The sequence below is a fragment of the Flavobacterium melibiosi genome, assembly GCF_048158545.1.
In the GTDB taxonomy this organism is placed as follows: Bacteria; Bacteroidota; Bacteroidia; order Flavobacteriales; family Flavobacteriaceae; genus Flavobacterium; species Flavobacterium melibiosi.
This window is the reverse complement of sequence record NZ_JBLNKU010000001.1, coordinates 139,784-161,954: the sequence shown is the minus strand read 5'-3', so window position 1 is coordinate 161,954 and position 22,171 is coordinate 139,784. Positions and strand designations below refer to the sequence as shown.

Below are 22,171 nucleotides of genomic sequence, written 5' to 3'. Positions count from 1 at the left end.
TGCTTTTTGAAACTTTATTTCACCTCCGTTATTTCAAGTACCACACTAGTTCTCAACAAATTTACATTCGGATTAATTCCTACCTTCATAAGAAAATCACCTGAAAAAACATCTTCAGAAGACATCGTAGAACTGGCTCCTGGATATATATTTAATTCTTTTACTGCATATTTTTTATTTGGATCTAATCCTTTCAAAACGACCGGAAGTGGAGTTGCTGTCAACATAAATCGATTGTTAACCAAATAATTAAAAACAACTGCCTTACTCTTGTCTTTATCAACATACATTAATGCCGAAATATCATTTTCATGCGGATTCACTAAACGATACAAATCACCATGCCAAACAATATCTTTGAATGAACTATAATTTTTTATCGCTTCTTTGCAGAACAACTTATCCTTATCGCTTAAATGACTAACCACAATATCAAACCCTAATTTCCCCATACTCGCTACATCAACTCTGAATTTCAACGGCTGTTTTCCCCAGTCAGTGACATGGTTATCCGTTGTAATGGAAGGGAAGAAATAAGAATAATCCCATTGCATAAATATTCTTTCAATAGGCTCCGTATCATCACTCGGCCAGAATTCTGTAAAGTATTTTAATAGTTCATAATCTCCACGTCCTCCTCCACCTGAGCATAACATCATAGGAACTTTAGGATATTTAACCCGAATTCTTTCCAGTACTTTATACAAACCTCTTATATAATCAACATATAAATTAGATTGTGGAATGCCTTTTTTATTAAGATAGGCTGAATACGCGTTGTAAATAACCGCATTACAATCCCATTTTATAAATGCCAATTCCGGATTTTTCACAAAAAGGTCGTCTACAATTCCAAATACAAAATCCTGCACTTCTGGATTTGACAAATCAAGCACTAATTGGTTTCTATAATATACTTCCGGTCTTTCCGGTTGGCGAATTACCCAGTCCAAGTGCTTTTCATATAACTCACTTTTAGGATTTACCATTTCAGGTTCAATCCAAATTCCAAATTTAACTCCTTCTTTTTTGGCTTCTTTTACTAAATAACCTAATCCATGAGGCAACTTCTTTGCATTTTCTTTCCAATCTCCAAGACCCGCTTTATCATCATTTCTAGGATATTTATTTCCAAACCATCCATCATCTAACAAGAACATATCTACTCCAATGTCTTTAGCATCTTTAAATAAATCAGCAATTTTATTTTCATCAAAATCAAAATAAGTTGCTTCCCAGTTATTTAACAAAGTAAGACGTTCTCCTTCGCCATCTAAAACTCTATATTTTCTTGCCCAATCATGAAGATTTCTACTTGCTTCACCAGTACCATTATTAGACAAAGCATATATCAAAGACGGTGTTTTAAAAACTTGATTCGCAGGCAAAAGATATTCAGAAGCAAATGGATTAACTCCTGCAATAAGACGAAGATTCTTATACGAGTCAACCTCAAAATCTAATTTAAAATTACTACTCCAAGCCAATTGTCCAAGCATAACTGTACCTTCAGTTTCTGAAGCAGGCTTCCCAAAAGATAAAATAAAATTAGGATTTTGAAGCAACATCGCTCTTGTGCCCAGTTTAGAATCTACTGTTCTAATTCCCTGCAAAAGCTTTGACTCAATAGGCTGCATTTCCTTTAAATACTGCCCTTGAAAACTAGTCAAGTAAAAATCTTTATTGGTGAAATACAAATTGGCCGAAGCAAATTTCTGTAACAGAACTGCCTTTTTTTCATTATGCTTTATTTCTGACCATTGTTCGATTACATTCTCCTTTGCCCAAATTTTATAAAACAAAGTTACCTCAAATGGGTAAACAGGATCTTTTAAAACGATACTTGTAAGGGATGAATTAGCGTCAACCTTTTCTGTTTTATGACTTACATATTTAAGTTCCAAAGATGGATTTCCGTCAGCATGCTTTACTTGAATAGCTGGTTCCGAAAGATTCCAAGTTCCCGCAGGAGTATAGACTCCATTATAAATTCCGGCATTTTCATCCTTGAAATTATAAGCCCCAGAAGCTGATGGATATTCACTGACATTTGTCAGAGGTTTCCCAAAATAGACTGTCATCAAACGATTATTACTATCTGTCTGCAACAACATCATATTGCTATTGGTTACAATAGGTATTGTAACTTTTTGCGCCCATAAACTGATTACACTAAACATAAAAAACAATGTAAAAACACCCTTTTTATTGAAACAGAATTTTAGTTTTTCTTTCATAATAATTAATTTTAACAGCTTCATTTGTATCAGCTCAATTTATTTCACCCCTATTTATAAATAATAAAAAGGAGTGAAATTTTAATTTTTTATTTCTTTTTAGGTTTAATAACAAAGCCATAACTATACTCTTTGTCTTTCAATTGGTACTGTTCGTGCGGCATAGCACCCCAACTATTGTCTCCACCAACTCCTCTTTGCGCTAAATCGACACAAATCACTACTTCATTTCGTGGTGTAATATCACTAGTATGACGGTACTTTTTTGTCAAACCTGGATCAAAATCTTCAGGATAATTATGTAATGCACTTACTCCTAATGGCTGTAAACCTTCTATTTCAATTCCATTTCCTGAATTATTTGTAAGTGTTAACCAACGAACATCTGTTTTATATCCATTCTCTTGAGGACGTGTGTAAGGAACATATTGATCAGCAACCTTACTTTGGTAAATTCCCTTCAGAGATGATGTGTTTCTATCTTGATAATTCTCCCAAGGTCCTCTTCCGTAGTAACTAAAATTATCCAACTCTTTTTTGAGAGAGAACAACATTCCAAAACGAGGCATTTCGGCCAATGGATTGTTTCCTGCTTTGAATGAATTCTGTACTGTTAAACTACCGTCAGAGTCCATTGTGTAAGTAATGGTATAATAAGACGCTACATCTTTTAAGAAAAGGTGAGCTACTACTATTGTTTTACCTGCTACTTCTTTAACCTCCATAGTATCCAAACTACTAAATCTTCCTACTGTTCTCCATACATTACTGCTTACTTGCATATAATTCCCAAAATCATTATCCGTAGGTGCTCGCCAAAAATTAGGAACCGGCATTTGATTAAAAAAATACTCCCCATTAGATTTATATTGTTGCATCAAACCCGTTTTCTTATTTATTGTCACCTCAACACCTGCAGCGCTAAGGGTGATAGCATCTTTAGTTTCTTTAACAACAGGACTTATCCCTTTTGCTGCTGATTTAACAAAATAGTTACTCTCGCTAATTGAAAACTGTTCTCTGGCAACTTCAAAATTTTGCGGTAAAACTTCGGTACCCTCTTTTGTGTAAGCGTAAATATTCAAAAGATATTCAACTCCATCTATTGATGCTAATTTTGGTAATTCAAGTTGTATTTGTTTCTTGGATTGTGGCACAAGATTTATATCAACTGCACCCGTCTTAATGACCAACCCGTTTTCTAAAACCTCATATTTGAAAAGGTATTTATCCAAATTTGTATAACCAAATCCGTTTTCTACCTGAATAAGACCTTGTTTCAAATCAACCCCTGTGAACAGAATATCCTGATACACTTTTTTTACTTCAAAAGCACCTGGGTGTGGCGTACGATCTGGCCAAACTAATCCGTTATGACAGAAATTTTCATCGTTGGTGTAATTTTGGCTTCCCATATCTCCACCATACGACCAATATTTGCGTCCTACTTCATCTGTCATCTCGAATCCCTGATCTACCCAATCCCAGATAAATCCTCCCTGCATGTTATTGCTGCTGCGAATAATATCCCAGTATTCCTGAAAATTACCACTACTATTCCCCATGGCATGTGAGTATTCACACATAATAAACGGACGTTTCACCTCTTTGCGTTTAGCATACTCTTTCATATAATCCATACTAGGATACATAGGACAAACTACATCGGTATTTTCTTCTTCACCAGCTTGCTCAAATTGAACCAATTGCGTTTTATCCCTGTTTTTTATCCAATTATAAGCCTCTTGAAAAACAGGTCCGTTTCCACACTCATTACCCAAAGACCAAAGAATAACAGAAGGTTGGTTTTTGTCTCGTTCTACCAAACTGTAAATACGATCCATGTGAGCTGCTTTCCACTCTGGCAGATAAGCAGGATGCTTTGTTTTATCGAAAGAACCTTGCAATTCAGCACCCATACCATGAGTTTCAATGTTAGCCTCATCTACCAAGAACAAACCATATTGATTACACAACTTCACCCATTCCAGATTAGAGGGATAATGACTACTTCGCACCGCATTGATGTTTAATTGCTTCATCATGCGAATGTCCTTCATCATGGTTTCTTTATTTTGATAATGACCCGTTTTAGGATTATGTTCATGGATATTTACACCATGCACCATGATTCGGATGCCGTTAACCAATAACTGTCCGTTCTTTAATTCTACTTTTCGGAAACCGATTTGAGTAGAAACCGTTTCCACGGACTTTCCAGTATCATCTTTAAGCGTAAGCAATAAAGTATATAAATAAGGATTTTCATTGTTCCATAAAAGTGGTGCATCTACTTTTTCATTAAAGCTAGCTGATTCCGTTGAATTTGCTTTTAAATTTATTTTTATCGTTTTTGTAAAAACTTCCTTTCCTGTTGCATCCACCAATTTAGCCTCTACAGTTTGGTTGTTTTTTGCAACCTTGTTCATGTTCTTAAGTTTAACATCAACGGAGAGACTTCCGTTTTTATAAGAATCATCAAGATCAGGACGAGCAAAGAAATCTGCAATACGAGTATTAGCCGTACTATAAAGATAAACGTCACGATCTATTCCTGACAAACGCCAAAAATCTTGATCTTCTAAATAAGAACCATCACTCCAACGATACACCTCAACAGCTACCTGATTTTTACCGGCTTTTACATATTTAGTAATATCAAATTCTGTTGGACTTTTCGTATTTTCACTATACCCTACTTTTTCTCCATTTACCCAAATATACATCGCTGAAGTTCCTGCTTCAAAATGAAGGTAAACACGACGTCCGTTCCAGTTTTCTGGCAACTCGAAAGCACGTCGGTAAGACCCTACTGGATTATCTGCATGATCAATGAACGGTGGATTTTTAACGAATGGATAGATTATATTAGTGTAAATAGGAATTCCATACCCACCTAATTCCCAGTTTGAAGGCACAGAAATTTCTTTCCAGTTGGTTGTATTAAAATCTGTTTTGAAGAAATCTTTAGGACGCTGATCGGGTGTTGGTGCCCAATTAAATTTCCATTTTCCGTCTAAGGTAAGAAACCAAGGAGAACGGGTATAATCATCAGCAATAGCAGATGATTCATCAGCATAAGGTAAAAATGCAGCTCTTGCAGGTTCTCTATTAATCTGAAATATTGCTGGATTTTCCCAATCATTAGTCATTGGCTTTTCTTGTGCGAACACAACCAAAGAAATAATGGTAAAAATGCAGGATAAAATTGTTGCTTTTTTCATGTTTAATGAATTTTTAAGATCGAAATACTTTTATCTGATAAACTTAAAGCTATCGGATGTTTTTATAAGAGATGACAAATGATTAATTCACTATGATATAGCTCATTAACCATTTGTCAAATTCTTATTTTAACCTTTTATTAATTAAAATGTATGGACCTTATTACCAATTGGCATTTTGTGTCATTTTTGGGTTGTTATTCAACTCACTTTCCGGAATAGGAAAGTAGTTGTATTTAGCCGAGTAATTAAGATAACCGCCAACTTGACTTTCTTTAATTACTTTTTCTAAAGTACCCCATCTTCTTAAATCATACCAGTGAATCCCTTCACGAGCAAATTCAACATTTCTTTGATGCATAATCTCATCCATCATTTGGGTTTGACTCCACCCTGTCATTGTGATAGTAGCCAACTTCGCTCTGTCTCTTATTCTTTTAACTAAAGGTATTGCTTCACCAACTTTTCCTTGCATCGTTTTTGCTTCAGCAAGCATTAAAAGAACATCAGCATAACGCATTGCATATTCATTCAATTCTGATTTCCAATCCCCTTCGTCATTATTCCACCAGTTTTGATTTTTTCTTATCCATATATCAGTCGCCTTAAATTTAGTTGTGAAATTATAATTATAATAAACACTTCCCGGATAATCCCATGCCAAAGTAGCAAGTGCTCTTGGATCAAAACTACCATCCGTAGTTTTCTCTTTAGTCATCGCATCTAATAATTTTTTAGTAGGCAACAGCTCAAACCATCCTCCAACTTCTCCTGGCGCTAATTCTTGAGCCATAGTAGTTGCTCTTGTTCTTTCGGATGGATTTCCACCCCAAATAGTAGCACCACCTTGTCTGCTGAATTGAATTTCAAACACTGATTCCTTACTATTTTCATGCTTACCATCAAATAATTGTGCGTAATCATCCAAAAGACCAAACCCATTTGCGGTTTCGTTATTTACCAGTTTAGAAAATTGCTCTTCGGCTTTTGCCCAATCTTTTAAATACAAATACGATTTTCCAAGGTAAGCGATTGCAGTATTTTTTGTCACTCTGCCTTTTAAAGCTGAAGGATAAATTTCAGGTAGCGGACTTGTTGCTGCAGACTCAAAATCAGCAATAACTTGTTTCCATACCTCTTCTTCTGTCGATTTTTCTTTGAAATAATCTGCTGATTCCTTTACTAAATCTGTAAAAATCGGAACACTACCAAATTCATTCACTAAATTAAAATAATTCAATCCTCTAAGAAAAGTAGCTTCAGCAACTATTTGTGCTCTTTTTGTTTCATCAATATTTTTGATTTGAGGAGCATAATTGATTACTTGATTCGCACGAAATATCCCAATATACATTGCTTTATACATTCCAGTAGTTTCATTTGTACTAGGTGTATTCTTATAGGTAGAAACAGCATAACGACCAGGGACATCATTTCTTGCAACGAAATTTTCTGTTCTGTTTTCTTTCAACTGCATTGCTTGTATTTCCCAATAACCTGCGTTATTGTTATCTACTAAAACATTGTAAACAGTCGCTAATCCAGACTCCAAATCCTCAGGAGTTTGCCAGAAAGAACCGGTTGTTACTTTACTAGGGTTTTGTAATTCTAAGTTATCAGAACAAGAACTTAGCAAAGCCAGTCCTCCCATAAAATATAATATAATTAATTTCTTTTTCATTTTTCGTTGATTTAAAAGTTAAGTTGCATACCAAAAATAATAGTCTTGCTTAATGGATACGATTTATAATCTATTCCTCTACCTCCAAGTCCATCAGCCGAAACATCAGGATTGTATCCTGTATATTTAGTAGAAGTGAAAAGATTATCTCCTGCAACATAGAATCGACATCTGTCAATTGCTATTTTTTTACTTAAGTCATTAGGAAACGTATATCCTAATTGAATCGTTTTTATTCTCAGATAAGAACCATTTTCAAGAAAACGGTCTGAATAATCAGCTCCATTATCATTTGGATCATCAATATTTAATCTTGGGAAATTAGAGTTTGAATTAAAAGTAAATGAATCTAAAGTTGAAGCAGCATAATTCGTATTTGCTTTTACTGTTGCTAAATCCGTATTATTTCCATTATATATTTCATTCCCTTGAACCCCTTGAGCGGCAACTGTCAAATCAATTCCTTTCCAATCTGCTTGAATACGTAGCCCATATTCGAAATCAGGAAAAGCACTTCCTCTAAATTGTCTGTCTCCAGCATCAATTTTTCCATCTCCATTAAAATCAACATATCTTATGTCTCCTATTTGTGCTCTAGGTTGAATAGGACTTCCATTTACATTATGCGCATCCAGTTCTTCTTGTGTTCTGAATAATCCATCAGTCTTAACAAGGAAAAAAGAATAAATAGGATACCCTACCTTACTGTAAGTAACAGCAGACCCGTGAAATGACCCACTAGAACCTGCAAGAATCTGACTTCCTGTGCTCAATTCTTCAACACGGTTTTTTACACTTGAAATATTAGAAGTTATAGAGAAATTAACATCTCCTACTTTTTGATTAAGCGTTAACCCCATCTCAAAACCTTTATTTGAAACCTTACCTGCATTAGTATAAGGGTCATTACTAGAACCAACTGACAAAGGAATTGGCACACGTAAAAGTAAATCTGATGTGTTTTTTTGAAAGTAGTCAAAAGTATAATCTAATTTACCATTCCATAAACCTAAATCAAAACCAACATTGGCAGTTGTAGTTGATTCCCATTTTAATCCAATCGCAGGATATTCTGTTTGAATATTACCGATCCAAAGTGTATTTGGTTCTCCTGTACCATAGCTTATTCCTGATGTAATCGATCCAAGATATTGGTAATCTCCAATTTCTTGATTTCCTAATATACCATAACTTGTACGTAACTTGAATTCAGATACAGGTAAGTCTAGGTTTTTAAAAAATTCTTCTTTTCCTATTCCCCATGCTGCAGAAATTGACGGGAAATTCCCCCATTTATTTTCTGGACTAAAACGAGAGGAACCATCACGTCTAAAAGTTGCCGTAAGGATGTATTTATTATCGTAAGAATATATCGCACGTCCAAGATAAGAAATCAATTTACTCTCAGTAGCAATCCCTGAAATAGCGGGTTGTTCAGCACCAGCCAGAACAAATATACCATCTGGCATTCCTTGTACAGAACCTAAAATAGAACGAAAATTATTTTGATAAACAGTATGCCCTGCTAATAAATTTACAGAATGCTTACCGAATTTTTTTGAGTAATTTAAAGTATTTTCGATTTGATAATACTGGTTTAAATCACTTCCTTCCGCTAAAGTATTTTTTAAATTCTTGAAGAATCCACCTACTTCATAACGTGGCGTATAGTTATAACTCTTATGCTCAGAAAGCGTTACCCCTACATTTAATTTATATTTAAAGCCATCAAAGAAACTTGCCTCAGCATAGGTATTAATCAATGCTTGGTAGTAATCATTTTTAACATCAAAAAGATTCAAAGCCGCTACTGGATTGAATATATCGGTAACCGCACCTGACGCTCCACCATATCCGCCTATAGCATCTTCATTATAAATTGCAAATCCAGGAATCATAGATATAGCAGCCCCAAGAATATTTCTTCCTTGACCTGGCATGCCTGGCAAATCATTTCTTTTTTCTTTGGTCAACATTACTGTTTCTCCAATTTTAAAAATCCCTTTTTTGTAATCCGATTTAACTCTTAAGTTAACACGGTCATAATTTGTTTCTTTTATAACTCCTTCTTGATTAAAGTAGCTTAATGACATATTATATTTTAAATTATCCGATCCTCCAGAAAGCCCTAATGAATAATTTTGTGTTGGGGCATCTCTAAATATTTCATTCTGCCAATTAATTCCCGCTCCAGGAACTTGAGGATTTAGCGCAATGTCTAATGGTGCTTTTCCTGCTGCACTATATGCAGCATTACTTACTTTTGCCCATTGTTCTTGATTTAATAAATCTAGTTTTTTAGTCACACTGGCAACACCATAAAAAGAATCAAAGGTAACTTTCATTTCTCCCTTTTTTCCGCTTTTTGTAGTAATCAAAATTACACCGTTTGCAGCTCTTGAACCATAAATTGCAGCTGCAGAAGCATCTTTCAAAACTTGAATTGATTCGATGTCACTTGGATTTAGGTTATTCATTGATGCAACAGCAATATCATCAACTAATATCAAAGGATTGTTATTGTTTAATGATCCGGCACCTCTAATCTGAATTCTAGTTCCAGAACCAGGAGCACCACCTGCAGACTCTACAGTAACACCGGCAATTTTACCTTGTATTGCACTTCCTAAATTTGTATTACTTTGAGAATCTAATTGTGCCGCTTTTAATCCTGCAACGGCTCCTGTCAAATCACTTTTTTTAACAGTACCATATCCAATTACAACTACTTCTTCTAATGTATTATTTTCTTCTTGGAGTGAAACATTTACTACATTTCTACCAGCAATAGCTTCTTCAACTGTAACATATCCAATGTAGGAAAAAACTAGTCTAGCATTAGGGTCAGCTACGTTTAATTTATAATTCCCATCACCGTCAGTCATGGTTGCATTTGTCGTTCCTTTGACTACTACAGAAGCGCCAATAACAGTTTGAGATGTTTTTTGATCTACAACAGACCCTGTAATAACATTTTGAGCCTGTAAACTAATACACGAGGTCATAATGATTATTGACAAAGTGAGTTTAGATGTTAAGAATGCTTTAATCCTTAACAACTGATTTACGTTCTTAATGGTTTTCATAAATTCATGGTTTTAAAAATTGGTTGGTTAATAAATTTTTTTTTTTGTGTGTTTATTTAATTATCCTTTTAAAAAGAGACAAAAGATTAGTAGACTTCCTTGAAAAAGAAAGAAATTGAAATTGAGCTCGAAATCAATTTATTCGGAATTTTTACTGTCTTTTGTTTCGTTTACGAGGAATGCTTATAATGAAGTTCTGATAATTTTTTTAAAATTTCAGCACTTTTCTCAGGGGTAATATCTCTTTGCGATTCGCCTAGCATTTCATACCCAACCATGAATTTTTTTACGGTTGCGGAACGTAACAATGGCGGATAAAAATGCATATGAAATTGCCATTCCGGATGCGGTTCCCCATCAGTTGGCGACTGATGAATTCCTGACGAATACGGAAATGACGTTTTAAAAAGATTATCATATTTTGCAGTTAATTGTTTTAAAATCGTCGCAAAAGCCGTTTTTTCTGCTTCGGCAAAATCGGTAATTTTTCCAAAATGACGTTTGCTGATTATCATCGTTTCATAAGGCCAAATTGCCCAAAAAGGAACTAACGCTACAAAATGATCATTCTCAATTACAATACGTTCGTTTAGTTTTAATTCTTCTTGCAAATAATCCTGCAGCAACGTACTTCCATGTTTTTCATAATACGCTTTCAGATTATTTTGCGTTTTTTCCACTTCGGTCGGCAATGAAGATTGTGCCCAGATTTGTCCATGCGGATGCGGATTGCTGCATCCCATCACACTTCCTTTATTTTCAAAAATTTGGACGTGATTGATGTAATCTACATTGCCCAAATCAGTATATTCTTTTTGCCATGTATTAATAATGTCTTCAATAGCAACAACAGACATTTCCGGCAAAGTCAGATTGTGTTTTGGTGAAAAACATACCACTCTGGAAATTCCTCTTTCTGGTTGTGCTTTGAAAAACGTTTCTTTTTTATTATCCTCAAAAACAATCTCCTCTTGCTTTAAAGCAGCAAAGTCATTTTCAAAAACAAAAGAGTTTTCATATGCTGGATTTACCTCACCATTCGCTCTAACATTTCCTGGACATAAGTAACAAGTTGCATCATATTCCGGTAAAGAATCCGAGCTAACTGTTTCATTTTGTCCCTGCCAAGGTCTTTTTGAACGATGTGGAGAAACCAAAACCCATTCGTTGATTAACGGATTATAGCGTCTGTGCGGATCTTCGTTGATGTCAAAATTTTTCATCCTAATTATTGTTATAAAGTGATGTACCGTTTCCGATTTTAACATCATAAATTTTTAATTCTATTCCAAAAGCATCAAAATAAAGTGCCGAAAGTTGTTGTTTAATTCGCTCTTCATGTCCTTTTTTTATCAAGTTGATGGTACAACCTCCGAAACCACCACCCATTAATCGGGAACCAACTACAGCTGTTTCTTTTTTTAGCGTATCAACAATCATGTCTAATTCTGTACAACTTACTTCATAATCCTTGGACAATCCTTCGTGGGTTTCAAACATTAATTGTCCTAAAACTTCAATTTTTCCATTATCTAAGGCTTCACAGGCTAGTTTTACTCGATTGATTTCTTTTACAACAAAAAGACACCTTTTGAAAACATTGGCACTCATTAAATTTTGCAATCCTAAAATATGTTGTTCATTACAATCTCTAAAACTAGTTATCTCAGGAAAATTATTTTTTACAATAGCGATACCTTCTTCACACTGCTCTCTTCTTTCATTATAGGCCGATGTCATCAATGAATGTTTTACATTTGAATCGAATAAAATCAACGAATAATCATTAAAATCCGCATTATGGTATTCATATTCCAATGTTTTGCAATCAATTTTTATGACTTTATTTTCTAAACCCATAACACTTGAAAACTGATCCATTATCCCGCAATTGATTCCTACCCAATGTTCGGCGCTTTGCCCCATTAATGCAATATCAATTGGTTTTATATTCAAATTAAAAAGTTCATTTATTCCAAACAAAAAACCACATTCTAAAGCTGCCGAAGAAGATAAACCAGAACCAACAGGAATATTACTGCTAAAAACACAGTTGAACCCTTCAAATTCAAAACCATTTATTTTCAATTGATTAACAACACCACGGATATAATTTGTCCAAACATTATCCGTTAGTTCCATTGAACCGGTAACATCAATTTCAAATTCATCATCAAGATCTATCGCGATTATTCTTGCTGTATTAGAATTACTTTTTTCGAAAGCAAAACAAATAATTTTATCAATCGCTGCAGGCAAAACATATCCGTCATTATAATCAACATGTTCACCGATAATATTAATTCTTCCTGGAGAAAGCACTATTTTTTGTGGCTCGGCACCAAATGTCTCTTTAAAAAAAGCAGTCGTTTTTTTAATCAAAATATCATTCATTATTTAGAAATTGTAAGCGTTCCATTTTGCAATCGTTCGGAACTTGACGTTATTTTTATTGATTTTTTTAAGCTAGTTGTTTTAAGAATAATAGTAGCAATTCCTGCCTCGGCTTTTACTGGATTTTCACCTACTAATTCCGCATCACCTTCGCTTAAAGCAAAAGTCACTTCATTAATTACATCAGGAATAACCGTTCCGTTCTCATCTGTAATTTTGGCATAAACAAACACCATGTCGGGAAAATCCGGATTAATTGCTTTTGATGAAACATCGTAACTCAATTCGATTTTAGTAGCACTTTCTGGTGTTTTCACAATAGTAGAAACTACCTTTTCACCTTTAACAAAACCTTCGGCACGTAATGTTCCCGGAATGAATTTTTCAACTTTAAAAATAAATGGTGCATGCTTTAATTCATCATTGTTTTGATTTATTGTTGGTTTTTGTCTATCCACCAAAACATCATTCAAATACAAAGAAACTTCATCACAATTACTGTAAACGGTCACATCCAATGGAGAATTTTTCGTCCAATAATTAGCAATTTGCACCATTGGACCCGAAACTAATTTCTTGTCCAAAGCAATGTTAGCATCACGCTGACTTTGGTAAAAATGATAGGCAAATTTTGGGATTCTAAAAATATCGCTTATTCCTGAACTCTCTAAATCATTGCTATATCCACGATTGTAATCAAACATCACCCAGTTTGCTTCGCCAATAGTCTGTGTTCCTTTTCTATTCGAATTTGCCGCTTCCTGAAAATTATAGGCTTGTTGCAATAATCGCTTTTCACCATTACTACGCAACTGACGAGAAGTTCTTTCCTCTTCTTTCAAATTCGAAAATTCCTTTTGATTGAATCCTGCATTTTGTGCATAATATTCCCAATCACCGTATTCAGCTATGAAAATTTTTCTGTTTCCTTTATTGTATTTTGTCCAATAATCCGGTGCTTTCCCATGTTGACGCGCAGGAATAAAAATATCGTAATTCGAATTATCAATCCAACAGGCGCTGTAATTATTAGGAAAAGGCAATTCTTCTTTTAAGGCTTTAGTCGCTTCAGTCATGAAACTTTCGCTCATTTCAGTTTCATTCAAAGAGGCTTCCCAAAAAATAATACTCGGATGGTTTCTGTCTCTTCTTGCCATATCCCGGATATCTTTAATAGCATTTTTTTGGAAGGTTTCATTTCCAAAAAACTGCCAACCCGTCAAACTGTTCATCACCAAAATTCCCAGTTCATCACAAGCATTTAGGAATGCTTCAGCGTGTGGATAATGTGACAATCGTACAAAATCAAAGCCTGCATTTTTAATTTTTACCGCATCACGGTACTGCGATTCATCAGAAATAGCGTATCCTAAATATGGATATTCCTGATGTTCATTTGTTCCTGTGATGTATAATTTCTCATCATTGAGATAATATCCATCGTCTTTTATTTCGGATTTTCGGATTCCTACTTTTTCCGAATAACTATCAATCATTTTATTATTTGAAATGACCTGAACTTCTAGATTATATAAATTTGGATTTGAAATTGACCATAATTTAGGATTCTTAACCACAATTTTTTGTGTAATTCCTTTATCTGAATTGGATTTTATCGCAAATACTTCCGATTTGAATTCCAGTTTTTCCCCTTTTTTATTTGTCAAAATAAATTGCAATGAAATATCTTTTGCAACAGCAAATTCATTTTTTAAATGAACCTGTACCGTTCCTAAAGCACTATTTTTATTGACATCATTAAAGTTTACATAAATTCCACCACTTGCTTTTTTATCCGCTTGAACTGCATTAGTTATGTATAGTTTATCTGTTTTAATGAGATAGACATTTCTGTAAATTCCACCATAATAATTAAAGTCTAAATCTTTCAAAGGTTTTCCCGGCAAGAATTCCGGATTGTCTTCATTGTTGACTTTAACTTTGATGATGTTGTCTTTTTTTGGTTTCAAAAAAGCAGTAACATCAGCCATAAATGGCAAATAACCCCCTTTGTGATTGGTCACTTTTTGGTCGTTTACCCAAACATCCGCTTCTTGCATCACCCCTTCAAAATAAAGAAAGACTTTCTTGTTTTTGAAATTCCCGACTTTGAACTTTTTTTGATACCAAGACGTTCCCTGAAACTGGTTGTTGACTACCAAAGGTTCAATCTTTGCCGTATGAGGAATCGTTATTTTCTCCCAATCGGAAGCTGTTTTTTCTTCCCTTTTGAATTCCCAATCAAAACCAAAGTTCACTTTAGTTCTAGATTGCGCCTGTACTTTTCCAAAAGAAAAATTCAGTACAATTAGCAACAGAAAAATAATAGGTTTCGAAATCGATTTCATTTTTTGAATATGATAAAAGTTTTAAACAAATAAAAAACAGCAATTATTATAATTATTCTTTGTTAGAAGGATTGGAACTTATAAATCGTTTTATGATGATAAGTCTCCTCTTTTTTCAAAACCGAATTTGGAAAATGTTCATGATTGGGTGCATCAGGAAAATTTTGTGTTTCGAAACAAATACCGCTCAACGAATGATAATCCGCATTTTCTTTTCCTTTTATAGCATTGAAACAATTGCCGCCAACATAAATGTGAACTCCGGGTTGATTCGTATAAACTGCCATTTTTAGATTATTCTTTTTATTAAAAAGCGAAGCCGAAAATTCATTTTCTTTTTCTAAAACAAACGTGGTATCAATTTTTGAAGGACATTTTTTTGGCTGACTAAAATCAAAAGAAGAATTAGCAGTGTTTAAGAACCTTCCAGTTGGAATATTTTCATTTGTCGTCTCCAACATTTTTTCGGAATTCACAATCAATTCCTGTTCTGAGATATCGGACTGGTGGCCATCAAGATTAAAATAACTGTGATGCGTTAAATTGACAATAGTATCCTCAGTAGTATTTGCTTTGTATTCTATAATCAATTCGTTTTCCTCAGATAAAGTATAAGTTAACTCAACTGATAATTCTCCTGGATAATTCTCTTCATTATTTGGACTGAAATAGGAGAAAGTTACTGATGGGTTTTTACCTTCAGTAACATTTTCAATCTTCCAAACCTTTTGGCTGAAATTCCCGTTTCCGCCATGTAATGAATGATTATTGTTGTTTTTATTTAATTGAAAATTTTTACCATTCAAACTAAAAGTACCATCCTTTATTCTCCCGGCAAATCTCCCCACTGTTGCTCCAAAATAAGGAGCACTTTCTAAATTAAACGATTCTATATATGCTTCTAAAGTATCAAATCCCAAAACTACATCCACAATCTCTCCGTTTTTCAATGGCATTTTCAATGATGTAATTGTAGCACCATAATTGATAACATTCAATTGCATTCCATTTTTGTTAAGCAATTCACAAGAATCGATAACCTCACCACTAGGCATTAAACCAAATAATTCCATTGTATAATTAGACATAAAATATGATATATGTTTTATTTTTATTCTTTTTTTACGAAATATTAAATTCAAAATTATACGATTAATCTACATTAGCATACCAGTACCTACCAGTTTTTCGTATATTGCGCAAAAAATGTTTTTTTATGAAAATTATTTCGATTCAAAATAATCTTGGTTTACCAAAATATAAGCAGATAATTCTTTCAGTTGAAAAGGCAATAGAAGAAGAAAAATTAAAAAAAGGAGACCGACTTCCCTCCGTAAATAAAGTTTGTTTAGCCTCTTCATTATCACGTGATACTGTTCTACAGGCATACGATGAATTGAAAAAAAGAGGTATTGTATACGCCATTCCCGGTAAAGGTTACTACATTAAAAGTGTTGAAATCACTATAAAACAAAGGATTTTTTTACTTTTTGATGAGTTAAACATTTTCAAGGAGGACACCTACAACTCATTTGTAAAAAATATTGGAAAAAATGCACAAGTGGATATCTTCTTCCATTATTTTAATGTGCAGGTTTTTAAAAAATTAATAAATGACAATAATGGAAATTACACGAAGTACATTATAATGCCAACGAACTTAATCGATGTAGCAGAATTTATAAAAACCCTACCAGTAAATGAAGTTTTTATACTAGATCAGACCAATATTGAACTACAATCCTATCCCGCAATTTACCAGAATCATAAGAAAGACATCTTTGATGGGTTATGCAAAGGAAAATCTAGGTTAAATAAATATAAAAAACTCATTATGATTTTTCCGGGATTTAGAGAACCGCCGGGAATGAAAGAAGGTTTTTTGAATTTTTGTGATGATCATTCATTTGATTATGAAGTAATTACTGAATTTACCGATAGAGAAATAAGCATCGGTGAAGTATATATAATCCCAAACGACAGGGATCTGGTTCGTGTGATCGAAAAATCAAAGCTTCAAAACTTAAAGTTAGGCAGTGATTTTGGCATTATTTCCTATAACGAAACTCCTCTCAAAAAAGTAGTAGCAAATGGAATTACAACAATTTCAACGAATTTTGAAGCCATGGGAAAAATTTTGGCACAGATGATTTTAAAAGGAAAAAAAGAGCAAATAGAAAACAAATGTGCTTTGATCATTAGGAATTCATTATAAAATACAATTCCCTTATTTGCATTCATAATTTTAAAAAAATAGAGATACTATCCTTTATTAGTAAAGAAAATGAGATTACCGTTTTAAAAGAACAACAAAAATAATTTATTTGTTATTGTGAAATAAATTTACATATATTTGCAAATGTGTTTTTTACACTTATTATTAATTTTATGTTATTCACTCAAAAAAACCATCATATTTGACTGATTTAAAACCATATAATAAAATAATTAAATACAGCAATACGTTTTTAAAGCAATTAGCACATTTAATTTGGAACCAATCATTTCAAAACAAAACCATTTGAAATGGATTTAGAAACTTTAAAATTTCTACGTTAAACGCCTATACTAAAAACGAATCCTTTACTTTTTCTATTTAACACAAATTATTATAATTAAATTATGAATAAAGAAATTGACCAATTAGCAGCCGATAACATAAGAGCACTCGCCATTTCCATGGTAGAAAAAGCAAAATCAGGACATCCCGGTGGCGCCATGGGAGGTGCTGATTTTATGCACATTTTGTATACAGAATATCTAAATTTTGATCCTACAGAAATGGACTGGACTTTTAGAGATCGTTTCTTTATGGATGCCGGGCATTTATCCGCATTAATGTATTCTCAATATTATTTATTAGGCAATTATAAAAAAGAAGACCTTCAAAATTTTAGACAATGGGGTTCTGTTACACCTGGCCACCCAGAAGTAGATGTACGCAGAGGTATCGAGAATACATCAGGACCTCTTGGTCAAGGACACGCTATGGGTGTTGGAGCAGCAATTGCAGCTAAATTTTTAGACGCCAGATTTAAAGGACTCTTCAATCATAAAATATACGGTTTCATCACTGACGGTGGTGTACAGGAAGAAATTTCTCAAGGAGCCGGAAGAATCGCGGGACATTTAGGATTGAATAATTTTATCATGTTTTATGATTCTAATGATGTGCAGCTTTCTTCCATGACCGATGAAGTTACCTCGGAAGATACCGCGATGAAATATGAAGCTTGGGGATGGAATGTAATAACGATTGACGGTCATGACCATACTCAAATTAGAAAAGCGCTGAATGAAGCTCAAGAAGAATCCGAAAAACCTACTTTAATAATTGGAAAAACAATTATGGGAAAAGGTACTGTTACCGCAACTGGTGCCATGTATGAAGGAGAATGTGAATTGCATGGAAAACCAATTGGTGAAACCAAGGCAGATTATGCAAAAACACTTATCAATCTAAAAGCAAATCCTGAAAATCCGTTTGCCATTTTTGAAGAAGTGGAAACGCATTATGCGAAAATACTAGCGATAAAAGCGGAGAAATCAGCCTATAAAAAGCTTCAAATAGCCAATTGGAAAAAAGAAAACACAGAACTGTCTCAAAAGATGGATTTGTTTTTATCTGGAAAACTACCCGAATTAGATTTAAGCGCCGTTATCCAAAAACCCAACGCAGCCACTAGAGATGCTTCATCTGCAGTATTGGCCTATTTAGCGGAACATGTGGAAAACATGATTGTTTCTTCGGCAGATTTGTCAAACAGTGATAAGACAGACGGGTTTTTAAAAAAATCATCTGTTTTACAAAAAAATGATTTCAGCGGAGCCTTTTTACAAGCTGGAGTTGCGGAACTGACCATGACCGCTATTGCAAATGGAATTGCACTTCATGGAGGCATTATTCCTGTAGTGGCAACGTTTTTTGTATTTTCGGATTACATGAAACCTGCCATTAGATTAGCAGCGATTCAAGAACTTCCTGTAAAATATATTTGGACACACGATTCTTTCCGAGTGGGTGAAGACGGACCAACACACCAACCTATTGAACAGGAAGCACAAATTCGTTTAATGGAAAAAATAAAAAACCATTCTGGAGATCAAAGTTTACTCGCACTTCGCCCTGCAGATGCTATAGAAACTTCAGTAGCCTGGAATATGGCGTTAAACAATACAAAAACACCAACAGGTTTAATCCTTTCGAGACAAAACATCAAAGACATACCTGCACAAGGAACTTCAAGATATGAAGAGGCAACTGCCGCCACTAAAGGAGGTTATTTGGTAAAATCAACAGAAAATCCTGACATCACTTTAATTGCAAATGGATCAGAAGTGGCAACACTTTTGGAAGCGGCTCTTATTTTAGAAAAAGAAAAAAATCTAAAAATAAACGTAGCTTCAATTATATCTGAAGGCTTGTTCAAACAACAATCAAAAGCATACCAAGAAAGCATCATTCCAAAAGGGAAATTAGTATTTGGATTGACTGCCGGGCTTCCGGTTAATCTTGAAGGCTTGATTGGTGATAGTGGAAAAGTGATTGGATTGGATCATTTTGGTTATTCTGCTCCAGCAAGTGTATTGGACGAAAAATTTGGATTTACCAGTGAACACGCTTGCGAGGAAATCCTAAACTACATTGAAGAAAGTAAATAAACATTTAAATAAATAAAGACATGAAATTTTTTATCGATACAGCAAATTTAAAAGACATAAAAGAAGCCAATGATCTGGGAATCCTAGACGGCGTAACCACAAACCCATCGCTAATGGCGAAGGAAGGAATTACGGGAGCTGAAAGTATTATAGCGCATTATGTAAAAATATGCGAACTGGTTGATGGTGATGTAAGTGCCGAAGTAATTTCGACAGACTTTGCAGGTATGGTTGCCGAAGGAGAAAAACTGGCTGCTTTACATCCTCAAATCGTGGTAAAAATTCCAATGATTAAAGATGGTATAAAAGCGATAAAATACTTTTCGAATAAAGGAATCAGAACCAACTGTACATTGGTGTTTTCTGCGGGACAAGCATTACTTGCTGCCAAAGCCGGAGCCACTTATGTATCCCCCTTCATAGGAAGATTAGATGATATTTCTACTGATGGGATGGCATTAATTGCCGAAATTAAATTGATTTACGATAATTACGGTTATGAAACACAAATTTTGGCTGCATCAGTTCGTCACGTCATGCACATTTTAAATTGTGCAAAAATTGGAGCCGATGTAATAACAGGCCCATTAAGCGCTATTGAAGGATTACTAAAACACCCACTTACAGATAGTGGCTTAGCTACTTTCTTAGCAGATTATAACAAAGGGAATAGTTAAATGCAAAAACCTTTAATCATTTAGAACTTCCCGATTTTTAGCCATTTATATAGTAAGGCAGTTTTAATTCATTAAGAAATAATCTGAAATCATTGAGATTGTAGTAATTCAAGGGAATACGATTATTTCTGTTCATTTTTCTTAATTACAAAAAAAAGGAAGTCTCGTAATGAGAGGCCACTGAAAAACTTCGCTTATTTTGATTAGAGTCGTTTTTTAGACAATAAAAAAACGCTTGTAACAGGATTTTTAAACATCCGTTATAAGCGTTTTTCTTTTTGTAACTGTTTTTTATTATAGGTTGTATGAGTCTAATTTTGACTTATATAGATTCATTTTGAATAATGCGCGTGTAGCTTGCGATTTTCTACATTAATTTCAGTATTCGTTTTAAGTTGACGGCAAAAATTGCTATTGCACCTTGCATTTGCATATTGGTAATGCCATACGATATTGCTCTATCATATCCATGTACATTTTTTAACTCACTGTTTTTCGCTTCTATTTTGTATCGATGTTTTGCTTTTTCTTTAAAATAATCAGTTTCTTGAAAGGCGATTTGTTCTTGGTGTAAGTCTGATTTTATCGTTACAGAATACGTCTTTGTCTTTGCCCCCTCTTTATAACAACCCTCTTTTAAAGGGCAACACTTGCATTTTTCAACATCAAAAAAGTACGTGTCTTGTTGATTCTCTCCAACATTTTTTTTACCCTGACGAGCCTTTCGTATGGCCATGTGACCAGCAGGACAAACAAATCTATCGGCATCTTTATTGTAATCAAATTTATCGTCGTCTTTTCTATATCCTTGTGCTATTGAACGGTTTAACTTTGCTATTACTTTAATGTTTTGCTCACTTGTGAGTTTAAGATTTTCTTTTCCTGAATAAGCTCCATCGCCAATAATTGTATCAACATTAATTCCGTTTTCTTTACTAATTTCTAAAAGTTTAGGTAATTCTGGCCCATCTCCTTTTTCGCCTGATGTCACTACTGCTGCTGTAATGATGCGCTCTTCGGTCATCGCTAAATGAGTCTTGTATCCAAAGAAGGAACTATCAGCGGATTTATGACCAATTTTAGCATCTTTATCTTTTGATAACGTAAAATTTTCCTGAGTGTCTTCTATCGTTTCTTTAAGCAAGTTTAATTTTTCTTTCACCGCAGGTATGGAACTTAAAGCTGGCTCTTTTTCTATACGTCTCTCCAACTCTTTACAATAGGTCAATTCCTTTTCCAACTCATTGGAGTTGTTCTTCTCTGGCATACGTTCTTTCCATTGGTCATCAAATAAATATACCGTTTTTCGTAGTAGTTTTGAACGTTCTCTCAATACTTCAATTGCTGAAAATGGATTCGATCTCGATAAAGTATGAGTGGCATCAACTATAATAGACTTGGAACGGATGATGCCCTTTTCAACGGCTATAGATACTGTTTTGCCAATCAATAGATTTAATAAATCGGTATCTTTCAAACGTAGTTTTCTAAATTTTGTCAACGAACTAGAATTAATGACATCTTCCTCTGGTGCCATTTCCAAAAAATACTTAAAGGACATATCAAAACGGGAACGCTCAACTACATCAACATCTGAAACGGTATAAATTGTTTTCAGAAGTAAATACTTGAACATACGTACAGGACTTTCTGCTGTGCGACCATTATTTGTACAATATTTATTTAGCAACTCATCGTAGATAAATGAAAAATCGATCAATTCATTGATTTTTCTTAGCAAATTATCTTGGGGAACGATTAAATCGTATAACGAAGAATACGGACTGAACTGAATTTTTTGTTGTTGAACTAACATCTAAAAAGCCATATAATTACAGTTAAAAATAAGAAAAAAGGAGCAG

At 34.1% G+C, this 22,171-nt stretch carries 12 protein-coding genes; 3 read left to right on the top strand and 9 right to left on the bottom strand.

Translation table 11 applies throughout. From position 1 onward, the window contains the following. Positions 1 to 14: 14 nt before the first annotated feature. The 8 genes from ACM55F_RS00645 to ACM55F_RS00610 all read right to left on the bottom strand — a co-directional run bounded on the left by ACM55F_RS00645 (position 15) and on the right by ACM55F_RS00610 (position 16,058). Entirely contained in the window at positions 15 to 2,237 is a 2,223-nt protein-coding gene (locus tag ACM55F_RS00645) for an alpha-galactosidase (protein ID WP_416851746.1), read from the bottom strand. A gap of 89 nt (positions 2,238 to 2,326) precedes the next feature. Then, positions 2,327 to 5,461: a beta-galactosidase, LacZ type gene (lacZ, locus tag ACM55F_RS00640; protein WP_416851745.1), complete on the bottom strand. Its 3,135-nt coding sequence runs from the start codon at positions 5,459 to 5,461 to the stop codon at positions 2,327 to 2,329. Positions 5,462 to 5,624: 163 nt separating this feature from the next. Beyond that, positions 5,625 to 7,142 carry a RagB/SusD family nutrient uptake outer membrane protein gene (locus tag ACM55F_RS00635; protein WP_416851744.1) on the bottom strand — a complete coding sequence of 506 codons (1,518 nt, stop codon included), beginning with the start codon at positions 7,140 to 7,142 and terminating at the stop codon, positions 5,625 to 5,627. A gap of 11 nt (positions 7,143 to 7,153) precedes the next feature. Further along, on the bottom strand, positions 7,154 to 10,228 hold the full coding sequence (locus ACM55F_RS00630) for a SusC/RagA family TonB-linked outer membrane protein (protein ID WP_416851743.1): 3,075 nt from the start codon (positions 10,226 to 10,228) through the stop codon (positions 7,154 to 7,156). Positions 10,229 to 10,398: 170 nt separating this feature from the next. After that, entirely contained in the window at positions 10,399 to 11,451 is a 1,053-nt protein-coding gene (locus ACM55F_RS00625) for a UDP-glucose--hexose-1-phosphate uridylyltransferase (protein WP_416851742.1), read from the bottom strand. Position 11,452: 1 nt separating this feature from the next. Then, positions 11,453 to 12,622 carry a galactokinase gene (galK, locus tag ACM55F_RS00620; protein ID WP_416851741.1) on the bottom strand — a complete coding sequence of 390 codons (1,170 nt, stop codon included), beginning with the start codon at positions 12,620 to 12,622 and terminating at the stop codon, positions 11,453 to 11,455. Further along, a complete protein-coding gene (locus tag ACM55F_RS00615; RefSeq protein ID WP_416851740.1) occupies positions 12,622 to 14,970 on the bottom strand; it encodes a glycoside hydrolase family 2 TIM barrel-domain containing protein in 2,349 nt (782 codons plus the stop codon). Before ACM55F_RS00615 ends, galK begins: the two co-directional genes overlap by 1 nt. 62 nt (positions 14,971 to 15,032) lie before the next feature. Further along, positions 15,033 to 16,058, bottom strand: coding sequence for an aldose epimerase family protein (locus ACM55F_RS00610; protein WP_416851739.1), 1,026 nt, complete (start codon positions 16,056 to 16,058; stop codon positions 15,033 to 15,035). 128 nt (positions 16,059 to 16,186) lie between these two features. Between ACM55F_RS00610 and ACM55F_RS00605 the strand changes: the two genes are divergently transcribed. The 3 genes from ACM55F_RS00605 (at position 16,187) to fsa (ending at position 20,309) form a co-directional block, all read left to right on the top strand. Further along, positions 16,187 to 17,185 carry a GntR family transcriptional regulator gene (locus tag ACM55F_RS00605; RefSeq protein WP_416851738.1) on the top strand — a complete coding sequence of 333 codons (999 nt, stop codon included), beginning with the start codon at positions 16,187 to 16,189 and terminating at the stop codon, positions 17,183 to 17,185. A gap of 407 nt (positions 17,186 to 17,592) precedes the next feature. Further along, positions 17,593 to 19,632: a transketolase family protein gene (locus ACM55F_RS00600; RefSeq protein ID WP_416851737.1), complete on the top strand. Its 2,040-nt coding sequence runs from the start codon at positions 17,593 to 17,595 to the stop codon at positions 19,630 to 19,632. Positions 19,633 to 19,652: 20 nt separating this feature from the next. Next, positions 19,653 to 20,309, top strand: a complete 657-nt coding sequence (gene fsa, locus ACM55F_RS00595; protein WP_416851736.1) for a fructose-6-phosphate aldolase — start codon at positions 19,653 to 19,655, stop codon at positions 20,307 to 20,309. A 367-nt stretch (positions 20,310 to 20,676) separates the two neighbouring features. Here the strand turns inward: fsa and ACM55F_RS00590 are convergent, their stop codons facing one another. Further along, complete coding sequence (locus ACM55F_RS00590; RefSeq protein ID WP_416851735.1) at positions 20,677 to 22,125, bottom strand: IS1182 family transposase; 1,449 nt, start codon at positions 22,123 to 22,125, stop codon at positions 20,677 to 20,679. Positions 22,126 to 22,171: the final 46 nt, after the last annotated feature.